Origin of the sequence: Microbacterium oxydans (assembly GCF_000956525.1) — a bacterium.
In the GTDB taxonomy this organism is placed as follows: domain Bacteria; phylum Actinomycetota; class Actinomycetes; order Actinomycetales; family Microbacteriaceae; genus Microbacterium; species Microbacterium oxydans_A.
This window is the reverse complement of record NZ_JYIW01000022.1, coordinates 82051-102652: the sequence shown is the minus strand read 5'-3', so window position 1 is coordinate 102652 and position 20602 is coordinate 82051. Positions and strand designations below refer to the sequence as shown.

At 69.3% G+C, this 20602-nt stretch carries 20 protein-coding genes; 10 read left to right on the top strand and 10 right to left on the bottom strand.

All coding sequences use genetic code 11. The annotated features are described in order from the left end of the window. From RS83_RS06895 to RS83_RS06875, 5 genes are all read right to left on the bottom strand, one after another. Positions 1-1104 (bottom strand): FecCD family ABC transporter permease, encoded by a 1104-nt coding sequence (locus RS83_RS06895; RefSeq protein ID WP_082071561.1) that lies wholly within the window; start codon positions 1102-1104, stop codon positions 1-3. Then, positions 1101-2198 (bottom strand): FecCD family ABC transporter permease, encoded by a 1098-nt coding sequence (locus RS83_RS06890; RefSeq protein ID WP_045278882.1) that lies wholly within the window; start codon positions 2196-2198, stop codon positions 1101-1103. Before RS83_RS06890 ends, RS83_RS06895 begins: the two co-directional genes overlap by 4 nt. Before the next feature lie 8 nt (positions 2199-2206). Continuing rightward, complete coding sequence (locus RS83_RS06885) at positions 2207-3268, bottom strand: ABC transporter substrate-binding protein (RefSeq protein ID WP_045278778.1); 1062 nt, start codon at positions 3266-3268, stop codon at positions 2207-2209. Positions 3269-3454: 186 nt separating this feature from the next. Continuing rightward, positions 3455-4297: a helix-turn-helix transcriptional regulator gene (locus RS83_RS06880; protein WP_045278777.1), complete on the bottom strand. Its 843-nt coding sequence runs from the start codon at positions 4295-4297 to the stop codon at positions 3455-3457. Continuing rightward, positions 4294-4953 (bottom strand): TetR/AcrR family transcriptional regulator, encoded by a 660-nt coding sequence (locus tag RS83_RS06875; RefSeq protein WP_045278776.1) that lies wholly within the window; start codon positions 4951-4953, stop codon positions 4294-4296. Before RS83_RS06875 ends, RS83_RS06880 begins: the two co-directional genes overlap by 4 nt. A gap of 70 nt (positions 4954-5023) precedes the next feature. Here RS83_RS06875 and RS83_RS06870 point away from each other — a divergent pair, with 70 nt between their 5' ends. Together RS83_RS06870 and arfB are read left to right on the top strand one after the other, a co-directional pair. After that, a complete protein-coding gene (locus RS83_RS06870; protein ID WP_231587736.1) occupies positions 5024-6310 on the top strand; it encodes an MFS transporter in 1287 nt (428 codons plus the stop codon). A 55-nt stretch (positions 6311-6365) separates the two neighbouring features. Next, positions 6366-6806 (top strand): alternative ribosome rescue aminoacyl-tRNA hydrolase ArfB, encoded by a 441-nt coding sequence (gene arfB, locus RS83_RS06865; protein WP_045278880.1) that lies wholly within the window; start codon positions 6366-6368, stop codon positions 6804-6806. A 166-nt stretch (positions 6807-6972) separates the two neighbouring features. On the opposite strand, the gene RS83_RS06860 is transcribed toward arfB, so the two are convergent. The 3 genes from RS83_RS06860 to RS83_RS06850 all read right to left on the bottom strand — a co-directional run bounded on the left by RS83_RS06860 (position 6973) and on the right by RS83_RS06850 (position 10301). Continuing rightward, the gene (locus tag RS83_RS06860) at positions 6973-9045 is read right to left on the bottom strand and encodes a bifunctional lysylphosphatidylglycerol flippase/synthetase MprF (RefSeq protein WP_045278775.1); all 2073 of its coding nucleotides are present in this window, start codon (positions 9043-9045) and stop codon (positions 6973-6975) included. Positions 9046-9142: 97 nt separating this feature from the next. Next, positions 9143-9799, bottom strand: a complete 657-nt coding sequence (locus RS83_RS06855) for a DsbA family protein (RefSeq protein WP_045278774.1) — start codon at positions 9797-9799, stop codon at positions 9143-9145. A gap of 73 nt (positions 9800-9872) precedes the next feature. Next, a complete protein-coding gene (locus RS83_RS06850) occupies positions 9873-10301 on the bottom strand; it encodes a hypothetical protein (RefSeq protein WP_045278773.1) in 429 nt (142 codons plus the stop codon). Positions 10302-10380: 79 nt separating this feature from the next. Here RS83_RS06850 and RS83_RS06845 point away from each other — a divergent pair, with 79 nt between their 5' ends. From RS83_RS06845 to RS83_RS06835, 3 genes are read left to right on the top strand one after another with little or no spacing between them, the layout of a single operon-like run. After that, the gene (locus RS83_RS06845) at positions 10381-10731 is read left to right on the top strand and encodes a PLD nuclease N-terminal domain-containing protein (RefSeq protein ID WP_045278772.1); all 351 of its coding nucleotides are present in this window, start codon (positions 10381-10383) and stop codon (positions 10729-10731) included. Further along, positions 10728-12401 (top strand): 2-succinyl-5-enolpyruvyl-6-hydroxy-3-cyclohexene-1-carboxylic-acid synthase, encoded by a 1674-nt coding sequence (gene menD / locus RS83_RS06840; RefSeq protein ID WP_045278771.1) that lies wholly within the window; start codon positions 10728-10730, stop codon positions 12399-12401. The genes RS83_RS06845 and menD overlap by 4 nt, the downstream gene beginning before the upstream one ends. Positions 12402-12445: 44 nt before the next feature. Further along, the gene (locus tag RS83_RS06835) at positions 12446-13288 is read left to right on the top strand and encodes a polyphosphate kinase 2 family protein (protein WP_045278770.1); all 843 of its coding nucleotides are present in this window, start codon (positions 12446-12448) and stop codon (positions 13286-13288) included. Positions 13289-13404: 116 nt separating this feature from the next. On the opposite strand, the gene RS83_RS06830 is transcribed toward RS83_RS06835, so the two are convergent. Further along, complete coding sequence (locus tag RS83_RS06830; protein WP_045278769.1) at positions 13405-14652, bottom strand: isochorismate synthase; 1248 nt, start codon at positions 14650-14652, stop codon at positions 13405-13407. A gap of 82 nt (positions 14653-14734) precedes the next feature. Here RS83_RS06830 and RS83_RS06825 point away from each other — a divergent pair, with 82 nt between their 5' ends. The 5 genes from RS83_RS06825 (at position 14735) to RS83_RS06805 (ending at position 19634) form a co-directional block, all read left to right on the top strand. Next, on the top strand, positions 14735-15292 hold the full coding sequence (locus RS83_RS06825; protein ID WP_045278768.1) for a hypothetical protein: 558 nt from the start codon (positions 14735-14737) through the stop codon (positions 15290-15292). A 17-nt stretch (positions 15293-15309) separates the two neighbouring features. Continuing rightward, positions 15310-16029, top strand: a complete 720-nt coding sequence (locus RS83_RS06820) for a class I SAM-dependent methyltransferase (protein ID WP_045278767.1) — start codon at positions 15310-15312, stop codon at positions 16027-16029. A 45-nt stretch (positions 16030-16074) separates the two neighbouring features. Continuing rightward, positions 16075-17136, top strand: coding sequence for a polyprenyl synthetase family protein (locus RS83_RS06815; RefSeq protein ID WP_045278766.1), 1062 nt, complete (start codon positions 16075-16077; stop codon positions 17134-17136). 55 nt (positions 17137-17191) lie between these two features. Next, positions 17192-18565 (top strand): FAD-dependent oxidoreductase, encoded by a 1374-nt coding sequence (locus RS83_RS06810; RefSeq protein ID WP_045278765.1) that lies wholly within the window; start codon positions 17192-17194, stop codon positions 18563-18565. Between the two features lie 61 nt (positions 18566-18626). Then, positions 18627-19634 (top strand): alpha/beta hydrolase, encoded by a 1008-nt coding sequence (locus RS83_RS06805; RefSeq protein WP_045278764.1) that lies wholly within the window; start codon positions 18627-18629, stop codon positions 19632-19634. Between the two features lie 7 nt (positions 19635-19641). Here RS83_RS06805 and RS83_RS06800 read toward each other — a convergent pair whose 3' ends face one another. Beyond that, positions 19642-20274 carry a GntR family transcriptional regulator gene (locus tag RS83_RS06800; RefSeq protein WP_045278763.1) on the bottom strand — a complete coding sequence of 211 codons (633 nt, stop codon included), beginning with the start codon at positions 20272-20274 and terminating at the stop codon, positions 19642-19644. Between the last annotated feature and the right edge of the window lie 328 nt (positions 20275-20602).

Here is a 20602-nt window from a genome sequence, read left to right as displayed (position 1 = left end):
TCAGGTGCGGCGCGCGTACTGGGCGGCCAGCAGCCAGGCGAGGTAGATGCCGCCGACAGACACGGTCACGACGCCGACGGGCACGGCGACGAGCTGGGCGACGGCGTCGGAGACCACGACGAGTGCGGCGCCGGTCAGCATCACCGGAGCGGTGCCCATCGGGGTGTTCGAGCGGGTGAGGCGCTGTGAGATCTGCGGGGCGGCGAGCGCGATGAACGAGATCGGGCCGGCAGCGGCGGTGACGAGGGCGACCAGTGCCACGCCGAAGACCATCGCTGCGAGTCGGGTGCGTCCTGGACGGATGCCGAGGGCCGTCGCCGCATCGTCGCCCATCTCGAGCACCGGCAGGGTGCGGTTGAGCGGCAGGGCGGCGAGCGTGACCACGGCGAACACGATCGCTGCAGGGATGAGCTGGTCGAAGCCGAGCGACGCGAGGGAGCCTGTGCCCCAGGTCGCCGCCATCATCGCCTTCTCGATGCTGACCGAGATCATGATCCACGATGTGAGCGAGCCGAGGCCGGCCGAGACGCCGATGCCGACGATGATCAGTCGGAACGACGACATGGTGTGCCTGTTCGCCAGCAGGTACACGAGCAGCGCCGTGATCAGGCCGCCGACCAGCGCGCCGGCAGCTTTGAACATGTACGTGTTCAGCTCGAGAACGATCATGGTGAGCGTGACGCCGAACTGGGCGCCGATGCCGAAGCCGATGATGTCGGGCGAACCGAGCGGGTTGCGGGTGAGCGATTGGAAGATGCCACCGGCGAGTGCGAGCGCGGCTCCGCACAGGATGGCGAACAGTACCCGTGGCAGCCGCCACTCGAACACGACCTGGCGGATGTCCGGGTCCGGCGCGGGGTCGACGATCGCGCGGAGCACGGACGGGAAGTCCACCTCGTATGCACCGATCGTCATGGAGAAGATCCCGGCGGCGATGATCACGACGACGAGCACGGCGCACACGATGATCGAGCGCACCGGGATCAGCGTCGCGAGCCTGCTCGTCTCGATGCGGAGCAGACGCCGACCGAAGTCGACGGGGGTGAACGCGGCAGGTCGGTCGTCGCTGATCGGCTCGGTCGCCGGGCGCTGGTCGATGCTCACAGTCCGCTCACCCGCTTGCGACGCACGAGGAGGATCAGGATCGGGGCGCCGAGCAGGGCCGTCACGATGCCGACGCGCAGCTCGCCGTTCGGGAGCACGATGCGGCCGAGGATGTCGGCGAGCAGCAGGAATGCCGGGCCGATGATCATCGAGTAGGTGAGCACCCAGCGCTGATCGGGGCCGGTGAACCAGCGGACGATGTGCGGGATCATGAGTCCGACGAAGGCGATGGGGCCGGCCGCGGCGACGCTCGTGCCTGCCAGCAGGGTGACGGCGATGATGACGAGGACCCGGGTGACGCGAATGCGGGCGCCGAGCGCCTGAGCCAGATCGTCGCCGAGGGCCAGCACGTTCAGGGACCGTGCGCAGAGCAGGCCGATGACGAGGCCCGCCACGATCAGGGGTGCGGCCCAGGCGAGCTGGTCGAGCGTGCGTCCGCCGATCGAGCCGACGCCCCAGAACCGCATGACCTGCAGCGTGCCTGCGTCGCGCAGCACGATCGCGGTCGTGAAGCCGGTGAACGCCGCACCGAGGGCGACGCCGGCGAGGGTGAGTTTCATGGGGGTGGCTCCGGATGCTCCGAATGACCCCAACGTGTAGACGAGCAGCGTCAGCACGAGAGCGCCGCCGAGGGCGAAGGGCACATATGCCCCCGGGGTCGTCAGGCCGAGCACGCCGACCGCGAAGGTCACGGCGAAGGATGCTCCGGCGTTCACGCCGAGGATGCCGGGGTCGGCGAGCGGGTTGCGGGTGAAGGCCTGGATCAGGCCACCGCACACGGCGAGCGCGGCGCCGACGACGATGCCGAGGAGTGTCCGCGGCACGCGCAGCTCCTGGACCATCAGGTGCAGCGGGTTCTCATCGTCGTACGAGAAGACCGCACTCAGCACGGTCGCCGGGTCGATCGCCCGGTTGCCGATCGCGAGCGAGGCGATGGTGGCGAGCACCAGCACGCCGGTGGCCACGACGAGGCCGATTGCGAGCGCGGCGGTGCGGCGCGGGGAGTCGTCTGCACGACCCCCCGCGCCCGTGTTCGAGACGTCGGTGCCGTCTTCCGTCGCCAGCGGAGCCGGAGGTGACGTCGGCCGCGACATCTCCGGGATCACTCTCCCGCGATCGTCGGCTCGCCCTGCAGCGCGGCTGCGAGGTCGTCGACGTAGGTGGGGAGGATGTACTTCAGCGAGAGCACGGTGGGCGCGCTGATCGCAGACGCCTGGGCGTCGTCGGCGTAGATCACGTACGAGCCGGCCTCGATCGGCTCCCAGCGGGAGACGACCTTGTTCTCGACGGTGTAGGTGCCCTCATCCGCGCTGCTGCCCCATGCGGCGAACAGGTCGGCCTGCACGTCGTAGAGCTTCTCCAGGCTGACGCCGGTGTACCAGTTGTCGCCCTCGGCGGTCGAGAGGAAGTCGTCCATGGCAGACGTCGAGGTGAAGCCGAGGGCTTCGGTGATGCGCACGCGCGGGTCGTATTCGAGGTAGACGCCGAGGTCGGTGCCGCCCTCGTTCAACGTCAGCCCCCAGACGAACGTCTTGCCGTCGAACTCGGGGTGCGCGTCGGCGAGGGTGGTGATCTGCTCCTCGGTCTCGGCGATCAGCTCCTCGGCCTTCGCGTCTTCGGACAGTGCCGTGCCGATCGTGCGCGTCATGTCCTCCCACGTGCTCGGGTCCCACGCGCGCTCGATGTAGGGAACGGTCGGTGCGATCTCGGTGAGGCGCTCGTACTGCACGTCGGTGATGCCCGAGTACAGGCTCAGGATGAGGTCGGGCTTCAGCGCCTTGATGGCCTCGTAGTTGGGGCCGTCGTCGGTGAAGGGGATGATCTCGGGCAGCTCGCCGTACTCCTCGGTGACGTAGTCCTCGAACCACGGCTGGAAGCCGCTCTCGCCGGCGCCCCAGACCTCTTCCATGCCGACCGGGTTGGTGCCGAGCGCGGCGACGATGTCGGAGGTCATCCAGCCGAGGGTCACGACGCGCTGCGGCTTCTCGGCGATCACGGTCTCGCCGTGTGCGTGCTCGATGACCACGCCGTCGGTCGACGTCGGCGCCGATTCGGCGGTGTCGGCTGATGCCGTGCACCCGGCGAGGGTGAGAGCGGCGGCGATGGCGGCTGCGACGAGCGCGGCACCTCGACGTGTGTTCGGGCGCGCGAGAGCGTGCGTCATGATTCTCCTTCAGAGAAAGGGGGGAGGGGAGTGCCGCGTCCACGCGGCGAGAGTTAGGTAAGCATGCCCTAACACATCGATCGTAGGACGGTCATCGCGCGCGAAGTGTCGATGGAACGACGACTTGTATCGTCAGACCGACTCGGCGTACTCCTCCGGCTCACGGGCCAGGCGTGTCGGGCCTCGTCAGCGCCAGTACGACTGGTGCGCGGCATCCGCCTGCACGCGCGCGATGTACTGCCTCGGTGTGAGGCCGAAGCGATCCTTGAAGCTCGCGGAGAATGCGCTCGTGCTGCCGTACCCGCACCGACGCGCTGCCGTTCCGATCGGCGTGCCGTCGACGATGAGCCTGGCCCCGAGCGTCATGCGCACTCCGGTGCGCCAGCGCCCGAACGTCATGCCGATGTCGTGCTGGAAGATGCGCAACACGGTGCGCTCGTGCAGGCCGTGCGCGAGGAAGAGCTCGACGGCGCTGCGCGGATCGCCGGGCTCGTCGAGGACCGCCTGCACGAGCGCGCGCACGCGCTCATCGGCGGGCAGCGGCACCTCGCCCCATTCCTCGAGCGCTTCGGGAGTCGGCTGCTGCAGCATCTCGATCAGCGTGGACTGGATGCGCACACGGAGGTCCGTCGGCATGTCGTTGATTCCGAGGTGCAGGAGCATCTCCTGCACGGCGCGCGGCACGAGCACGCGGGTGACCGTCTCGATCGGGGCGATCGCCGACGCCGCAGGGAGGTAGGTGTAGCAGCCGACCGAATCGCGCTCGTGACGGGCGGTGTGCGGGGTGCGCGCCGGTACCCAGATTCCCTGCCCTGGTGCGAGACGCCACATCGCGTCCTGCAGGTGCACCCAGACGGTGCCGCGGTAGCACCACGCGAGCATCGCGTCGGCATGCGAGTGCGGCGGAGAGAGGGGGCGGGTGCCGGTGTCCTCGCCGGTCACGACCCCGGTGCCCATCAGATACGGCGCGGCGACGGTCGACGGATGCTCCGGGCTCGCCGCCCAGTCATCCTGCCGATATGCGTTCATCGCGTGCGGCGCGTGGTGACCGCCGGCGCATCACCCGTCCCGCCGAGCCGTGCTTCGATCGGCGCCCATCCGCTTTCGAGCACCGCGAATCCCGCTTCGAGCGTGCCGAGCTGGTCATCGGTGTCGTTCACGAGCAGCTGGATCTGCAGGATGAACCGCGAGTAGACGCGGATCTCGGCGGTCGGCGCACCCAGCCCGAACTCCTCGGCGATCGCCTGCGCCAGCGCATCCTCATGGCGCAGCCACATCTTGGCCCCGTACTCGCGAAGTGCGGGGGTCTCGTTCAGGAACTGCGCGAAGATGCGCGTCACATCGTTCCCGTGCTCGTCGATGTTCGTGGCGATCTCGGTCGCGTAGAAGTCGTGGATCGCACGGTGGATCTCGGTGCCGGCCGGTCGATCGCGCACGGCGGAGACGAGCCGCTCCCGCTGCTCGTCGTCTTCGTCGAAGACGAGCGCCTCCTTCTGCGGGAAGTGCGCGAAGACGGTCGTGGGGGAGACGTCGGCGGCATCCGCCACTTCCCGGATGCTCACGTTGTCGAAGCCTCGCTCCAGGAACATCATCGTCGCGACGTCGGAGATCGTCTTGCGGGTCGCCGCCTTCTTGCGCTCGCGGCGTCCCATCGGCTCGGAGGATTTCGGCTCGGGGGTCGTCATGCCTCCAGCGTATCGCGAAGCCGATACAAAACTGGCTTTACACCAAAACTGGTACGGATACACTTTCGGTATGACTTCACTCACATCCTCGATCCGAAACGCGAATCGCGCGTGGATCATGCTCGTCGTCCTGACGATGCTCACCGTCATCGGCATGACGGTCGTCCTGCCCGTCCTCCCCTTCGTCGTCCTCCAGTACGTGTCCGAGGAGAAGGACCTCGCGCTCTGGGTCGGCGTCCTCGAAGCGGTCAACGGCCTCTGCGCCTTCCTCATCGCCCCGTTCCTCGGCCGCCTGTCCGATCGCTTCGGTCGCAGACCCGTCATCATCGCGGCCGCCTTCGGTGCCGCGTTCGCGATGGCCCTGTTCGGCATCGGCTGCGCGCTCTGGGTGCTCGTCCTCGCACGTGTCATCCAAGGCCTCACCGCCGGCGACCTGCCAGCGCTCTTCGCCTACCTCGCCGACATCACCCCGCCCGAGAAGCGCGCACAGCGCTTCGGCCTCCTCGGTGCGCTCTCCGGCATCGGCATGATGATCGGCCCGGCGATCGGCGGTCTCCTGGCATCCGTGAGCCTGCAGCTTCCGGTGTTCCTCACCGCCGCGGTCGGCCTCACGATCGCGATCCTCAGCATCTTCCTGCTCCCGGAGAGCCTCAAGCCCGAGAACCGCATCACCTCGATCTCGGTGCGCGACGTGCAGCCCTTCGCCGTCTTCAAGAACGCCTTCGGCCGCAAGGAGCTCCGCGGTCTCATGATCGGCTTCGGGCTCCTCGCGCTGCCCTTCGGCTTCTTCGTGAACAACTTCAGCGTGCTCGCGCTCGACTCCATCCAGTGGGGACCGACCCAGATCGGACTGATGACGGCCGCCGTCGGCATCATCGACATCCTCATCCAGGGCGTGCTGCTCGGCATCCTGCTGCCTCGCATCGGCGAGCGCGGCGTGATCGTGAGCGGCATCGTCGCGCAGATGGTCGGCCTGATCGGACTCGCCGTGGTGGCGTCGATCTTCGCCCAGCCGTGGCTGTTCATCGTCGGAGCGCTCATGCTCGCGGCCGGCCAGGGCGCCTCGCAGGCCGCCATGGACGGTGCCATGTCGAACGCGGTCGGCGATGACGAGCAGGGCTGGCTGGGCGGCGCGACCCAGTCGCTCAACGCCGCGATGGGCACCATCGCACCGTTGATCGCCGGCGCGCTCTACGTCGCGGTCAGCCACTCCGCGCCGTACTGGCTCGGAGCCGCACTCATGGTCGTCGCGGTGATCGTGGTCGCCCGCGCGCACATCGTCAACACCGCGAAGGTCGGCAGCGCGAAGGTCACGGCGACGGATGCTCCGCTCGAGCTCCTCGACGCCCGCGACTGAGCCTCAGCCAGCGCGCGGCACCCGGAGACCCCGGAGCAGAGGGATGATGGATGTCATGTCCGCACCGCTCCGCCCCGGTCTCCGGGTCTCGTCGGGTCTCACGATCCCCGAGGCCGAGCTGTCGTGGCGGTTCTCGCGGTCATCCGGTCCAGGCGGGCAGGGCGTGAACACCGCCGACTCCCGCGTCGAACTCATCTGGGATGCCGCGAACTCCGCCGTGCTGTCGCCGGTGCAGCGCGAGCGGCTGCTCGAACGACTGGCCGGGCGCCTCATCGACGGGGTGCTCACGATCGCGGCATCCGAGCATCGCGCCCAGCTGCGCAATCGGGATGCCGCGCGTGCTCGCCTCGTGACGCTGGTGGCCGACGCCATCAGTCCGCCGGCCCCGCCGCGGCGCCCGACGAAACCGAGCCGAGGCTCGAAGGAACGTCGACTCAAGGCGAAGCAGCGCCGCACCGACGTCAAGCAGCTGCGGCGGCGCCCGAACGACTCCTGACCGGCCGACGGCATCCGTCGGGTCCCCTCACCCGCCGGGTACCCTCACCCGTGCGACCTGCAGGGCCATGTGCGACCTGCAGGGAGAAACGCCGGCGGATGCTCCTGCACCCCGCACTTCTTCCTGCACGTCGCGCGCCCACACGCACGCACGCAGGCCGCACCGGTCAGTCGTTCCCGCCCCGCACGAGTTCCAGCCCGGCACCCGCGAACTGACGGATCGTCGCATCCGGCAGGAACGCCCGCGTCAGCGCCCCGCCGATGCGGGTGAGGTCGCTCTCATCGCGGAACAGGAGGTACATGGTCTCGTACCGCGGGTGGAACTTCTGCTTGAAGCGGTGCAGCGAGCCGAATCCGTAGACAGGCTCGAGCGCTTCGGCGAGGCGGTCGCTCAGCGCGGCGATCACTCCGGCATCCGGCGGATAGTCGTGCGCGAGCGGCGCACCGGACAGCGACATGATCTGGGCGCCCTCATCCGAGAACTGCCTCGCCGACATGCCGATCAGATACTCCATGACCGGGCCGAAGCCGCCCTCTCGGCGACGCATCAGGTCGAGCGTCCAGCCGTGCACCGTGTCGCCCTCGCCGTGCACCGGCAGCCACGAGAGGAACCCGTCGACATCGCCGTTCGGGGCGAGCGCGAGTGCGAGCCTGACCTCCGGATCCTCGGCCTCCTCCAGGGTGCCGAGCGTGAAGCGCATCTCGGGCAGGTCCTTGTCGCCGACCCAGGCCTCCGAGATCGCTCGCAACTGCTGCTGCACGCCCCACGATTCGGCCTTCAGGTGCGTCATGCGGAACATCATCTCCTCGCGGCCGGCCTTGTTCAGCGAGGTCCGCACGGAGTTCCAGCGCTTGCCGGTGAACTCGAGTCCTGGCAGGTCGACGATCGTGTCGTCCGCCACCACGATGCTCCGCCAGGTCGAGGGCACAGCGTCGCGTGTCGCGGCATCCGCGCTGAAGAAGCAGGGCACCAGCCCGGCGTTCTCGGCGGCGCTGATGAACCCGGTCACGGCCTGTGCTCGCAGCGCGCTCGGGCCGATCGGATCGGCGAGCGCGAGGGCGACGCCGTTGCGGCGCTGGTACGCGACGATGCCGCCGTCGACCCGCGCGTAGCTGTTGCCGTCCCAGGTGGTCATCCACGACAGCGTGCCACCGCCGTGCGCGCGGAGTTCGGTCTTCACGTCGTCGACCGTCGGCGCGGGCTGTGCGCCGATGGTCGACTTGCGCTTGGCGCGGAACGCGCGGCGCACCCAGATCAGATACACGAGCATGATCAGCCAGAGGAAGCCGTTCGCCATCACGAGCTCGGTCTCGCCGTCCCAGCGCACATCGAGCTCGGCCTGACTGGTCAGGATGATGAGTGCGAGCACCAGCGCTGCACCGGCCAGGTTGAACAGCCCGAGCAGGATCGCCAGCACCCACGCGAAGCGTCGCCCTCGCCGCAGACCGTTCACGAGCACGAGGATCACGACGAGGTCGATCGCGAGATCGATGAACCCGCCGGATGCCGGGTCGGTCGGCCCGAACGGACCGTCGGTCGCCACGAACGTCGTGATGATCTCGACCGCGCCGAGCACGAGGATCGCCACCACCGCGATGAGCCGCTGTTCCCGCACGGTGGTGTGCCGCACGCGCAGCGACCGGTCGACGACGAGGATCAGCAGCACGGCGAGCAGGTGCTCGAGGTCGGCGATCTTGCCCCAGAACAGCATCGAGATGAAGACGAAGCCGAGCAGGATCAGCCAGCCGCGCACCCGCCACGGCGGCCGGAACAGGCCGACGGCCGCGGCCATGCAGGCCATCGTGCCGCCGGATGCGCCGACATCGAGCGCCTGCGACTGGGTCATCGCCCACGCCCAGGGGAACTGCGAGAGCGCGAAGAGCACGAGCGCGGTGGCGAAGATCGCGAACAGCTGCCCGACCCAGTAGTAGGCGAGGGCGACGCGGGTCCCTCGACGGAACTCCAGGTACGCCATGCCCCAGAACCCGGCGATCGTGAACAGGTACACCCACGGCTGGTTCACGAAGAACGTGCCGGTGATCGGCGTCCACCACTTGCCGTCCGCGAGGTTCGGCAGCCCGTAGGCGACGGAGCGGAACAGCGCGGTGTCTTCGAACGGCGCCCACAGCCCGTGCCAGGTCACACCGACCACGAGGATCAACGCGATCATCGTCAACGTCGCCGGGATGCGGCGGATGACGCTGAGCACGGCGGGCGTGCGGTGTCGGGGCTCGCTCATGCGCTCAGCGTAGCGACCGGGATATCACCGTGGCGGATCCGCCTCGCCCTTCCCCGTGAGCCGGTGCGGTGGGGGAGCGGGCCGGCCCCCGCCGCGTTCAGCCGTTCACGGCTTTCTCGATCGCCTGCTCGAGGTCGTCCCACTCCTGCAGCTCGACGGCCGTGCCGTCGATGAAGAACGACGGGGTGCTGCTGACCCCGAGGCGCTCGCCGTCCGCCTTGTCCGACTCCACGCGCTGCAGCGTGGCCGGGTCGGCGATCGCGGCGTCGTAGGCATCCATCTCGAGTCCGAGCTCCTGCGCGAACGTCCGGAAGACCTCAGGGGTCTCCTCCGCGCCCTCGCCCCACTGCGCCTGGGTCTCGAACAGCCGGTGGTACATGTCCTCGAACCGGTCCTGCTGTGCTGCGGCCTCGGCGGCGAGCGCGGCCTGCGTCGAGTTGATGTGCCCTGGCAGCGGGAAGTAGCGGACGACGTACGTGATGTCTCCCGCGTACGTCGCGCGGAGTTCTTCGACGATCGGGTAGAACGCGCCGCACGCCTCGCACTCGAAGTCGAGGAACTCGACGACGGTCACGGCATCCGGCCCACCCTGATCGAGCACGTGCGAGTCGGTGCGGGTGGTCTGCAGCCGTTCGCCGTCGGCAGGCGGCTCGGGGGTGGCGGCGCGTTGGCTGATCGCGAACACGATGCCGGCGATGAGCAGGACGACGGCGACGGCGATGGCGATCAGGGTCGCCTTGACAGAGGTCTTCATGGGGGTCTCCAGAGGATGGTGCAACGACAGGGGTGGATGCCGCGCATGGCGGCTCGATAGACGCGCTGTCGGTTCAGGTGCGGGAGACGGAGAGCTGGGTGAGGGTCAGAGCGGGGATGCGGTGCACCGGCCCCGCACGGGTGATGGGACGCAGCCGCGGGGTCCTGCCGAGCAGCGCGGATCCACGCGCCGTGCGCAGCCGCCGCAGCAGCAGGACGAGAGCGATGCAGCAGAGGGCAGCGACCGCGCAGACCGCGGCATCCGATGACAGCACGTCGATCGCACTGATCTCGTCATGGTGCCCGGCATCCGTCGTATCGGCTGCGGAGGCGGATGCGCCCGACCCGAGGCAGATCGTCGCAGGCGACTGGGCGTCGCCGTGCGAGGTCGACCACGCGCCGACGACGAGCAGCAGCGCGAGGCCGAGCGCCGTCACGATCCTGGCCGCCAGCGCCCGCTCGACCCGCCTGCGTGGGGCGGGGAGCGATGACCGGGGCGACATGACCCGCGAAGTCTAACAACGGCTGGTATGGCTGCCCAGTCCGGGCGCCGCCTTCCATGAACGTGCATACACTGGAAGGGTGGCAAGACTACTGATCGTCGGCGGTTTCCTGGCCGCCGTGTTCTGGGTGTTCAGCATCGTCGACTGCGCAGTGCAGCCGGCGACGCGGCACCGTGGCGTGCCCAAGCCGGTCTGGCTCGCGATCGTGGTCCTCATCCCCGTCATCGGCGGGATCCTGTGGTTCGTCCTCGGACGTCGTCGCGCGAACGACAAGGACACGATCCGGCTGGTCGCCCCTGACGACGATCCTGCATTCCTCCGCAGCATCAGCAAGACCGAGCAGGACGCCCGCATCCGTCGCATGGAGGAGGAGCTCGCACGGCTCGACGACGAGACCGACGAGCCCCCTGCCGCGGAACCTCGGGCGTGACCGACTCCGCCGCATCGGATGCCGCTGCATCCCTGATCGCGGAACTCATCGCACACGGTGTGCGCGATCTCGTGCTCTCGCCGGGGTCGAGGTCGCAGGCGCTCGCGCTCGCCGCGGTGCACGCGGCCGACACCGGCGCGCTGCGCGTGCACGTGCGCATCGACGAGCGGGTCGCCGGCTTCACCGCGCTCGGTCTCTCCAGGGAGACGGGCGTGCCGACCGCCGTGCTCTGCACCTCCGGCACGGCTGTCGCGAACCTGCTGCCTGCCACGATGGAGGCCTTCCACTCCGGCATCCCGTTGCTGCTGCTCACCGCAGACCGCCCGCCGGAGCTCCGCGGCGTCGGTGCGAATCAGGCGACCGTGCAGCCGGGCATGTTCGCCGCCTGGGTGCGCGCAGAACTCGATGCGCCGGTCCCTGATGCGGATGCCCCTGACGCCTGGGCCGGGCTCGGTGCGCAGTCGGTGGCCGTCGCGCTGGGCGCTGACGCCGAACGCGGAGTGCCCGGCGTCGCCGGACCGGTGCACCTCAACCTTCCCTCTCGTGAGCCGCTGTCAGGCACCGCGGCCGAGGTTCCGCTGGTGCCCGGCCCCACCCCGCGGATCGACGCGCAGGAGGCGTTCATACTCGAGCGCGGACCGCGCACCGTCGTGATCGCCGGTGCGGATGCCGGGCCGATCGCCGAGGAGATCGCCCATGCCGGCTCCTGGCCGCTGATCGCGGAGATCGTCAGCGGCGCCCGGTTCGGACGACAGATCGTGCACGGCTACCGCGAGCTGCTGCGCCGCGACGAGCTGGGCGGTCGCGTGGAGCGTGCCGTGGTGCTCGGGCATCCGACGCTCAGCCGTGAGGTCACGGCGCTGCTGTCGAACGCGGCCGTCGAGGTCGTCGCAGTCCGGCACGGCGGCGAGGAGCTGAACCTCAACCACCGCACTCGTGCCGTGGCATCCGTCGCCGTCGCCGAGGGCGCAGCTGACCGGGAGTGGCTCGGCGCCTGGCTCGGAGTATCCGCCCAGCTGGCCGTCGACCTCAGCGAGCACGCCCCGGATCAGGACGGACTCGCGTCGACGCACTTCGCGGCCCGGCGGGATGCCGTGAAGGCCGAGCTCGACGCGGTGCGACGCCCCCTCGATCGCGCGCTGCTGGTCGACTCCGTCTGGCGCGCCACCTGGCCGCACGACCGGCTGATGTTCGGCTCCTCGAGACTCGTGCGCGTGGCTGACGGCGTGCTCGGCGGCAAGAAGGTGCCGGTGCACGCGAACCGCGGACTCGCCGGCATCGACGGCACGATCGCGACCGCCACCGGCATCGCCCTCGCGAGCCAGGCGAGCGGCACCCCCGGCATCACGCGGGTGCTGCTCGGCGATCTCGCCTTCCTGCACGACGTCGGCGCCCTGCTGCTGCCGCCCGACGAACCGGAGCCTCGCCTGCAGGTCATCGTCGGCAATGACGGCGGCGGCACGATCTTCGACGGACTCGAGGTCGCGGGTTCCGCCGCGAAGGCCGACCTCGACCGCGCGTTCTACACGCCGCACGCCGTGCGACTGGAGCAGCTGGCGATCGCGTACGGGTGGGAGTACCGCCGCGTGACGACCCGTACGGCGCTCGATCAGGTGCTCACGAGTCCGTTCGGCGGGCGTCAGCTGATCGAAGTGCCGCTGCCCCGCTGAACACGGGGCGTGCACTTCGTGCCGGGACTCGGCAGGATGAGCACATGAACGCACACAGCTGGGCAGACATCCTCCGCGTCGGCGACGGCTTCCGTCTCGCCGATGTCGATCCGGGCAGCAGGCCAGGGTACGACCACGGCAAGGCGCACGGCACGCGCGACCTCGAGACCGGGCTCGCGTCGCTGAGCGGACTGCAGGAGCGCCTGTTCGCCGAGAGCCGGGTGGGGGTCGCGAAGAACGCCGTGCTGCTCGTGCTGCAGGCGATGGATTCCGCCGGCAAGGGCGGCATCGTCCGCCACGTCGTCGGCGGCGTCGACCCGCAGGGCGTCGAGCTCGCTGCGTTCAAGGCGCCGACCGCCGAGGAGCGGGAGCACGACTTCCTGTGGCGCATCGAGAAGCGGCTGCCCGAGCCGGGGTTCATCGGCGTCTTCGACCGCTCGCACTACGAGGACGTGCTGATCGGCAAGGTCCGCGAGCTCGCCGATCCGTCCGAGATCGAGCGCCGCTACGACGCCATCAATCAGTTCGAGGCCGGCGTCGCGGCATCCGGTGTCCGCATCGTCAAGGTCATGCTGCACATCTCGCGCGACGAGCAGAAGGAGCGCCTGCGCGAGCGGCTCGAACGCCCCGACAAGCACTGGAAGTACAACCCCGGCGACGTCGACGAGCGGATGCTGTGGGACCAGTACATGCAGGCGTACCAGACGGTGTTCGAGCGCACCTCGACCGAGGCGGCTCCGTGGTACGTGATCCCGGCGAACAGCAAGTGGTACGCGAGGCTCGCCGTGCAGGAGCTGCTGCTCGCCGCACTCGAGGACATCGACCCGCAGTGGCCGGTCGCCGATTTCGACGTCGAGGCCGAGAAGCAGCGCCTCGACGCGAGCTGATCGCCGCGACGCCGGTTCACAATTCAGCAAGACCGCACGGAGACCCCGACCTGGATCGTTCCGACACGAGCGTCGGCGACGTTCTTGCTGAATTCTGAACCGAGACGGTCGGCGCCTCAGGCGAGCGCGTCGACCAGCGGGCGGAACTTCACCCTGGTCTCGAGCAGTTCCGACTCGGGGTCGGAGCCCGCGACGATGCCAGCGCCCGCATAGGCGGTGACGCGGATGTCGCCGTCGCCGTCCTCGAACTGCGCGCAGCGCAACGCGATCGCCCATTCCCCGTTGCCTGCTGCGTCGACCCAGCCGACCGGGCCGGCATACCGCCCGCGGTCGAAGGGCTCGAGTTCGCGGATCACCCCGATCGCGATGGTGGTCGGGGTGCCGGCGACGGCGGCGGTCGGATGCAGTGCACCGACGAGATCGAGGGCGGATTCCCCCTCGTCCAGCTCACCCTCGACATCGGTCGCGAGGTGGAACAGGTTCGGCAGCTTGAGCAGGAAGGGCTGCTCGCTCGCCGCGAGGACCCGGGTGTGCGGGCGCAGCGATGCGAGCACGCTCTGCACCGCGTACTGGTGCTCGTCGAGATCCTTCGTGCTGGAGGCGAGCGATGCGGATGCCGCGGTGTCCGCATCCGCGTCGGGGCCGCGGCCGATGGTGCCGGCGAGCACGCGGGCGGTGACCGTGCGGTTCTGGACGGTGACGAGCGTCTCAGGGCTCGCGCCGATCAGCCCGTCCACCGAGAACGCCCAGGTGTCGGGGTAGCCGGTCGAGAGTGCCCTGACGAGCCGACGCAGATCGGATCCTGCGGGGATGCTGCCGGTGAGGTCGCGCGCGAGGACGACTTTGCTCAGCTCACCCTGGGCGATACGGCCGAGGGCTTCGCGCACCGAGTTCTGGTAGCCCTGTGGGCTCTGTGCGCCGGGGCCGACGGTGCCGGCCCAGTGCGGCCCGTACGGCTGCTCGACGGCCGCGGCCGGGGTGTCGGCATCCGGGTACCTGATCGTGGTGCGCCAGAACCGATCGCCGTGTCGCCCGAGCACCTCGGAGGGGATCACGAGCACGCTGTCTGCGGCCGAGCGCTCGTCGAATGCGAGCGCGCCGAAGGCGATGAGCCCGGTCCCCGGAAGGCCGACCGGGTCGTCGATCCGCGCATCCGTCGTGAGGCGGCGCCAGGCTGTCGCGAGTGCGGCGCTGCGCTGCATCGGGGCGCCGGCCCTGGCACGCAGCTCGCGCAGCGGCTCGCCGACCGCGACGATGCCGTCTCCGCGTCGCAGCCAGGCCAACGGGCGGGCTGGGTCGGCCGCAGCCAGGAGGTCCTCGATCGGATCGATCTCTCGGGTCTCCACGACCAGCGCGCTGCTCACCGGTCCAGCCTATGACGCGGGCCTGTGCGCGAGAAACCGGCGCGTTCAGCCGGGTGTCACCGCACGCTCCTAGGCTGAGCGGATGAGCGACGCACGGCCCGCACCGGGCACCGAGATGATCTTCCAGTGGCGCAAGTGGGACGGCTCCCCGCACTGGCGTCATGAGTGCGTGTATCTCGGTGCCGACGAGTGGGGCGACTGGATCGGACAGCCGGTCGGCTGGCGCAGCGAGCGACCAGGCGCCGCGTTCATCGCCGCCGGTCCGAACGTCACGCTCGTCCCCAGGCAGACGGACTACGCGCTCACCGTGAACCGCGATCACCCGAAGGGCATGCGCATCTACATCGACCTCGGGTGGGACGTGCGCTGGTCCGACGACCCGCTGCTCGCGACCGGCATCGATATGGACCTCGACGTGGTGCGGGTGGTGGGGGCGCGCGGCACCTGGGTCGACGACCGCGACGAATGGGCGGAGCACAGCATCCGCTACGGCTATCCCGACGAGGTGAAGGCGGTGCTCGAGCCGCTCGCGCTCGACCTCGAAGACCGGGTGCGCAGGCAGGTCGCCCCGTTCGACGATGCGACGGCCGATGCGTGGCTCGATCGACTCGACGCCCTGCGGCTCGCTCCAAGGCCGTGACACCTACACTGGGTCAGGTGACCCCGAACGAGCCCAACCGCGCCGATCTCGGCAAGGACCCCGCCCGCGTCAGCGGCATGTTCGACCAGGTCGCGGCCGGATACGACCGCACCAATACGGCGATGACCTTCGGCAACGACGCGATCTGGCGCGCGGCCACCACCCGCGCGGTCGCACCGAAGCCGGGGGAGCGCATCCTCGACCTCGGCGCCGGCACCGCTTCGTCGTCCGCATCGCTCGCGCGCAGCGGTGCGCAGGTCGTCGCAGCAGACTTCTCGCCCGGCATGCTCGCCGAGGGGCAGCGCCGCCACGGCAGCATCCGCAATCTCTCCTTCGTCGAGGCCGATGCGACCGACCTGCCGTTCGGAGATGCCGAGTTCGACGCCGTCACGATGTCGTACGCGCTGCGCAATGTGAGCGACCCGAAGCAGGGGCTCCGCGAGCTGTTCCGCGTGACCAAGCCGGGCGGCCGGCTCGTGATCAACGAGTTCTCCACCCCTCCCGGCGCGCTGTTCCGCGGCGTCTACCGCTTCTACAACGACCGGGTGCTGCCGCGCGTCGCCCGCGTCGCCGGCACGAACGGCGACGCCTACGACTACCTGAACGAGTCGATCCGCGCCTGGCCGGACCAGAAGAAGCTGTCGGCCTGGATCCGCGAGGCGGGGTGGACCGACGTCGCGTACCGCAACCTCACCTTCGGCATCGTCGCCCTGCACCGCGCCCGCAAGCCGGAGTAGTCCTGTGGACGCTGCACGCATGCGCGACGACGCTAGGCTGGGAACGTGACTTCGAGCCGCGTTGCCCCTGGTTCGCGACTGGCGAGCCGTCTCGGCTTCAGCGACCGTGTTTTCATCGGTCCTGCCGCACGACGGGTCGCCCGTGCCATCGAAGACGGCCTCGAGCTCGTCGAGACGGGACTCGCGGACGACGTGCGTGTCGCCGACCCGCTGGCGGATGCCGCGAGCCGCTACCTGTACGAGGCCGGAGGCAAGCGCATCCGTCCGGTGCTGACGCTGTTGGCCGCGCAGCTCGGCGATGGCAACACCACCGCGGTGATCGACGTCGCCAAGGCGCTCGAGATCACGCACCTCGGCTCGCTCTACCACGACGATGTCATGGACGGTGCCGACCGTCGTCGCGGCGTCCCTGCCGCGCACGCGGTGTGGGGCAACAACATCGCCATCCTCACGGGCGACATCCTGTTCTCCCGCGCGAGCCAGCTCATGTCGCGGCTCGGCGAGCGTGCCATCCGCCTGCAGGCCGACACCTTCGAGCGTCTCGTCCTCGGTCAGATGCACGAGACCCTCGGTGCGCAGCCGGATGACGACCCGATCGAGTTCTACATCCAGGTGCTCGCCGACAAGACGGGTTCGCTGATCGCTGCCGCGACGCAGGGCGGTGTCATCTTCTCCAACGCGCCCAGCGAGTACGAAGAGCCGCTTCGCGTGTACGGCGAGAAGATCGGCGTCGCGTTCCAGCTGCTCGACGACGTGATCGACCTGTCAGCGAAGCCGGAAGACACCGGCAAGGTGCCCGGCACAGACCTGCGCGCCGGCGTGCCGACCATGCCCTACCTGCTGCTGAAGGCCGAGACGGACGACGCGTCCGTCGATCTGGCCGCGCGCATCGACGACGGCGTCGCACGTATCGCTGAGGGTGCTGACCCGGCCATCCTGGACGGGCCGCTCACCGAGCTGCGCGACCACGTCGGAACGCAGAACACGCTCGCGCTCGCGCACACCTGGACCAAGGACGCGATCGACGCGCTCGAACCGCTTCCTCGCGGGACGGTGCGTGAGGCGCTGACCCGATTCGCAGAGACCCTCGTCGAACGCTCCAGCTGAACCCGGCGCGGCCCTCGTCGGTCGCGTGGCTCGCTGCGGCACCAGAAAGGACCCCATGACCAAGCTCAGACTTGCCATCGTCGGAGCAGGGCCCGCCGGCATCTACGCCGCCGACATCCTGCTGAAGGCCGAGCGGAAGTTCGACGTCTCGATCGATCTGTTCGAGCAGCTCCCGGCGCCCTACGGTCTGGTCCGGTACGGGGTCGCCCCCGACCACCCCCGCATCAAGGGGATCATCGGTGCGCTGCGCGACGTGCTCGACCGCGGCGACATCCGCCTGTTCGGCAACGTCCGCTTCGGCGAGGACATCACCCTCGACGACCTCAAGAAGCACTACAACGCGGTGATCTTCGCGACCGGTGCGATCCGTGACACGTCGCTCGACCTTCCCGGCATCGACGCGGTCGCCTCCTACGGTGCCGCGGACTACGTCAGCTGGTTCGACGGCCACCCCGATGTGCCTCGCGAATGGCCGCTGGACGCGGCATCCGTCGGCGTGCTCGGCAACGGCAACGTCGCGCTCGACGTCGCCCGCATGCTCGCGAAGCACGCTGAGGATCTGCTCGTCACCGAGGTCCCGGCGAACGTGTACGAGGGACTCAAGGCGAGCGAGATCACCGACGTCCACGTCTTCGGGCGCCGTGGGCCGGCGCAGGTGAAGTTCACCCCGCTGGAGCTGCGCGAGCTCGGTGAGCTGCGCGACGTCGACATGGTCGTCTACGACGAGGACTTCGACTACGACGATGCGTCGAAGGATGCCGTCGCCAGCAACAAGCAGGTCATGGTGATCGACCGCGTGCTGCAGTCGTGGCGCAAGCGCGACTCGGTCAACAACGCCGGAGGCACGGCATCCCGCCGTCTGCACCTGCACTTCTGGGCTCGCCCCGTCGAGGTGCGCAAGGACGAGAGCGGCCGTGTCGCCGCCCTCGTGTACGAGCGGACCAAGCCGGACGGCCAGGGTGGTGCTGTCGGCACCGGGGAGCTCCGCGAGGTGCCGCTGCAGGCGCTCTACCGTGCGATCGGGTACTTCGGTTCGCCGCTGCCCGACGTGCCGTTCGACAAGAAGCACGGCGTGATCCCGAACCGCGAGGGCCAGGTGCTCGCGAAGGACTCGAACCAGCAGCTCCCCGGCGTCTACGCCACCGGCTGGATCAAGCGCGGTCCGGTCGGGCTGATCGGACACACCAAGTCCGACGCCATGGAGACGGTCCGTCACATCATCAACGACCAGGGCTCGTGGTGGCACCCGGAGGACCCGTCCGAGCAGGCGATCGTCGATCTCCTGCAGGAACGCGGCGTGAAGTGGACCGACCTCGACGGATGGCACCGTCTCGACGAGCACGAGATCTCGCTCGGTGCTCCCGACGAGCGTGCACGCGTCAAGGTGGTTCCGCGCGACGAGATGGTTCGCGTCTCTCGCAGGGAGTGACCTCCGCCACTCTTGCGTGAGGCGTCCGGTGGGCCCGAGTGCGCTCGGCTAGCCTGGCGACATGGCTGACTGGATTCCCGACGTCCTCGGAGACGAGTTCGAGCAGCTCACGCTCGAACTGGACGATGACGACCACGGACCGGTCGTCGCGACGCTGGTGCGGGCGCTGCCGACGGAGCAGGGCTGGTGGGAGCGCATTCGCGGCATCCGGCGTCCGCTCGAGGGTGTCGACGTGCTGTACGTGCACGGCTGGTCGGACTACTTCTTCCAGAAACGGCTCGCACGCTTCTGGACGGCACGGGGTGCGCGATTCCACGCCCTCGACCTGCGTCGCTATGGCCGCAGCTTGCGCGAGGGGCAGATCCCGGGCTTCATCAGCGACCTGAAGACCTACGACGAGGACATCGCCGCGGCGCTCGAAGCGATGGGGCGCGGGGGCGAGGGTGAGGCATCCACTCGGAAACTCGTGCTGCTCGGGCATTCCACCGGTGGACTGACGCTGAGCCTGTGGGCTGCACGGCATCCGGATGCCGCGGATGCCCTGATCCTGAACAGTCCGTGGCTGGAGTTCCAGTTCGCCTCCGTCCGCTCCGCCATCGCGCCGGTGGTCGAACTCACGGCGCGGATCAGGCCGCTCGAGGTCGCGCCGCAGGTCGACCTCGGGTTCTATACGCGCGCTCAGCAGGAGGCGGCCGACCCTGACGACCCGGTGGAGGTGAACACGACGTGGCGGCCGGTGCAGAGCATGGCGGTGTACGCGGGGTGGTTGAACGCGATCCTCTCCGGGCACGCCACGGTGGCGGCGGGGCTGTCGATCACCGCACCGGTCTTCGTGATGCTCTCCGCACGCTCCTCGACGCCGACCAAGTGGACGGAGGACCTGACCAGGACCGACTCCGTGCTGGTCGTCGACGACATCGCGCGCGCGTCGCTGCGTCTCGGATCCTCGGTGACCGTCGATCGGATCGACGGCGCGCTCCACGATGTGTTCCTGTCGCGGCATGCGGCGCGTGAGGATGCCTATCGGCGGCTCGGCCTGTGGGCGACAGCCTGGCGTGCGACCTGGTGACCGTCCGTCACACGTAGTGCATCTCGCGGGTGAGGCGCTCGGCCTCGTCGCCGTCACCCGCCAGCACCGCATCCCGGAAGTCGGCGTAGATCCCGCGCATGCGGTCGTGGTCCTCGGTCGGGACTCGCCAGTCACGCAGATTGCGGAACAGCGCCACGGCCGCATCGTCGAGCAGCGCGGCGAGCGAGGCGTTGCCGCTGTGCTCACCGAGGAACGAGAACACCGGCCACCGAGCCTCGGTGACCGGGATCCCGTCATCGAGTGCGGCGGACATCCGATCGACGAGGGTCGCGACCCGCTCACGCTGTCGGAGCGTGAGCCGGAGCACACCCGTCCGGGCGGCGAAGCCGGTCTGATAGCCGACGAATTCCAGGGACTGCTCGACGATCTCCGGCGTGACATCGGTGACCTCGGTGTACCGACTCGGGTACATCACGACCAGTCCGTGGCGCTCGAGCCGCTGCAGCGCTTCGCGAACCGGCGTTCGCGAGACGTGCAGCTCTTCAGCCACCTCGACGTCCCTGATGCGGTAGTGCGGCGGGAGAACCCCGTCGATGATCTGTCGTCCGATGTGCTGGAACACCTCGTCTGCGAGCGGCTGTTTGGCCTCGCCCTGCGTGTTCGTTGCTGCATTGCTCATGAATCCTGCCCCCGGTCGTGCATCCTGATCCCCAGGCTCCGTGTCGCGTCGAGACGACGGCGACAGGGAGCCCGCCGTCGCTGCTCACGGTGGACGAACCGTGTTCACAGACGAGCAGGGCGCGGGTGCCCACGTCCTGCTCGTCTCTGATCGGTGGGTCCGCATGAGGTCCCACCGAGCCTTCGACGCGAGTCGTGGCGCCACTGAATGCCCGATCCCCATCGGACGGACCCCACGCTTCGAAGGAGCCATCCAGGGATGCCGGACTCCACGAAGTTCGCGTCGTCGGCCGCCTGTGACAGGCGGTCAAGGTCAAGTCTTCGGCATC

Bases quoted from the DNA above. Each gene is read 5' to 3' on its own strand.
- RS83_RS06890 (WP_045278882.1), bottom strand. From the start codon at position 2,198: ATGTCGCGGCCGACGTCACCTCCGGCTCCGCTGGCGACGGAAGACGGC.
- RS83_RS06885 (WP_045278778.1), bottom strand. From the start codon at position 3,268: ATGACGCACGCTCTCGCGCGCCCGAACACACGTCGAGGTGCCGCGCTC.
- RS83_RS06880 (WP_045278777.1), bottom strand. From the start codon at position 4,297: ATGAACGCATATCGGCAGGATGACTGGGCGGCGAGCCCGGAGCATCCG.
- RS83_RS06875 (WP_045278776.1), bottom strand. From the start codon at position 4,953: ATGACGACCCCCGAGCCGAAATCCTCCGAGCCGATGGGACGCCGCGAG.
- RS83_RS06870 (WP_231587736.1), top strand. From the start codon at position 5,024: ATGACTTCACTCACATCCTCGATCCGAAACGCGAATCGCGCGTGGATC.
- arfB (WP_045278880.1), top strand. From the start codon at position 6,366: ATGTCCGCACCGCTCCGCCCCGGTCTCCGGGTCTCGTCGGGTCTCACG.
- RS83_RS06860 (WP_045278775.1), bottom strand. From the start codon at position 9,045: ATGAGCGAGCCCCGACACCGCACGCCCGCCGTGCTCAGCGTCATCCGC.
- RS83_RS06855 (WP_045278774.1), bottom strand. From the start codon at position 9,799: ATGAAGACCTCTGTCAAGGCGACCCTGATCGCCATCGCCGTCGCCGTC.
- RS83_RS06850 (WP_045278773.1), bottom strand. From the start codon at position 10,301: ATGTCGCCCCGGTCATCGCTCCCCGCCCCACGCAGGCGGGTCGAGCGG.
- RS83_RS06835 (WP_045278770.1), top strand. From the start codon at position 12,446: ATGAACGCACACAGCTGGGCAGACATCCTCCGCGTCGGCGACGGCTTC.
- RS83_RS06825 (WP_045278768.1), top strand. From the start codon at position 14,735: ATGAGCGACGCACGGCCCGCACCGGGCACCGAGATGATCTTCCAGTGG.
- RS83_RS06810 (WP_045278765.1), top strand. From the start codon at position 17,192: ATGACCAAGCTCAGACTTGCCATCGTCGGAGCAGGGCCCGCCGGCATC.
- RS83_RS06805 (WP_045278764.1), top strand. From the start codon at position 18,627: ATGGCTGACTGGATTCCCGACGTCCTCGGAGACGAGTTCGAGCAGCTC.
- RS83_RS06800 (WP_045278763.1), bottom strand. From the start codon at position 20,274: ATGAGCAATGCAGCAACGAACACGCAGGGCGAGGCCAAACAGCCGCTC.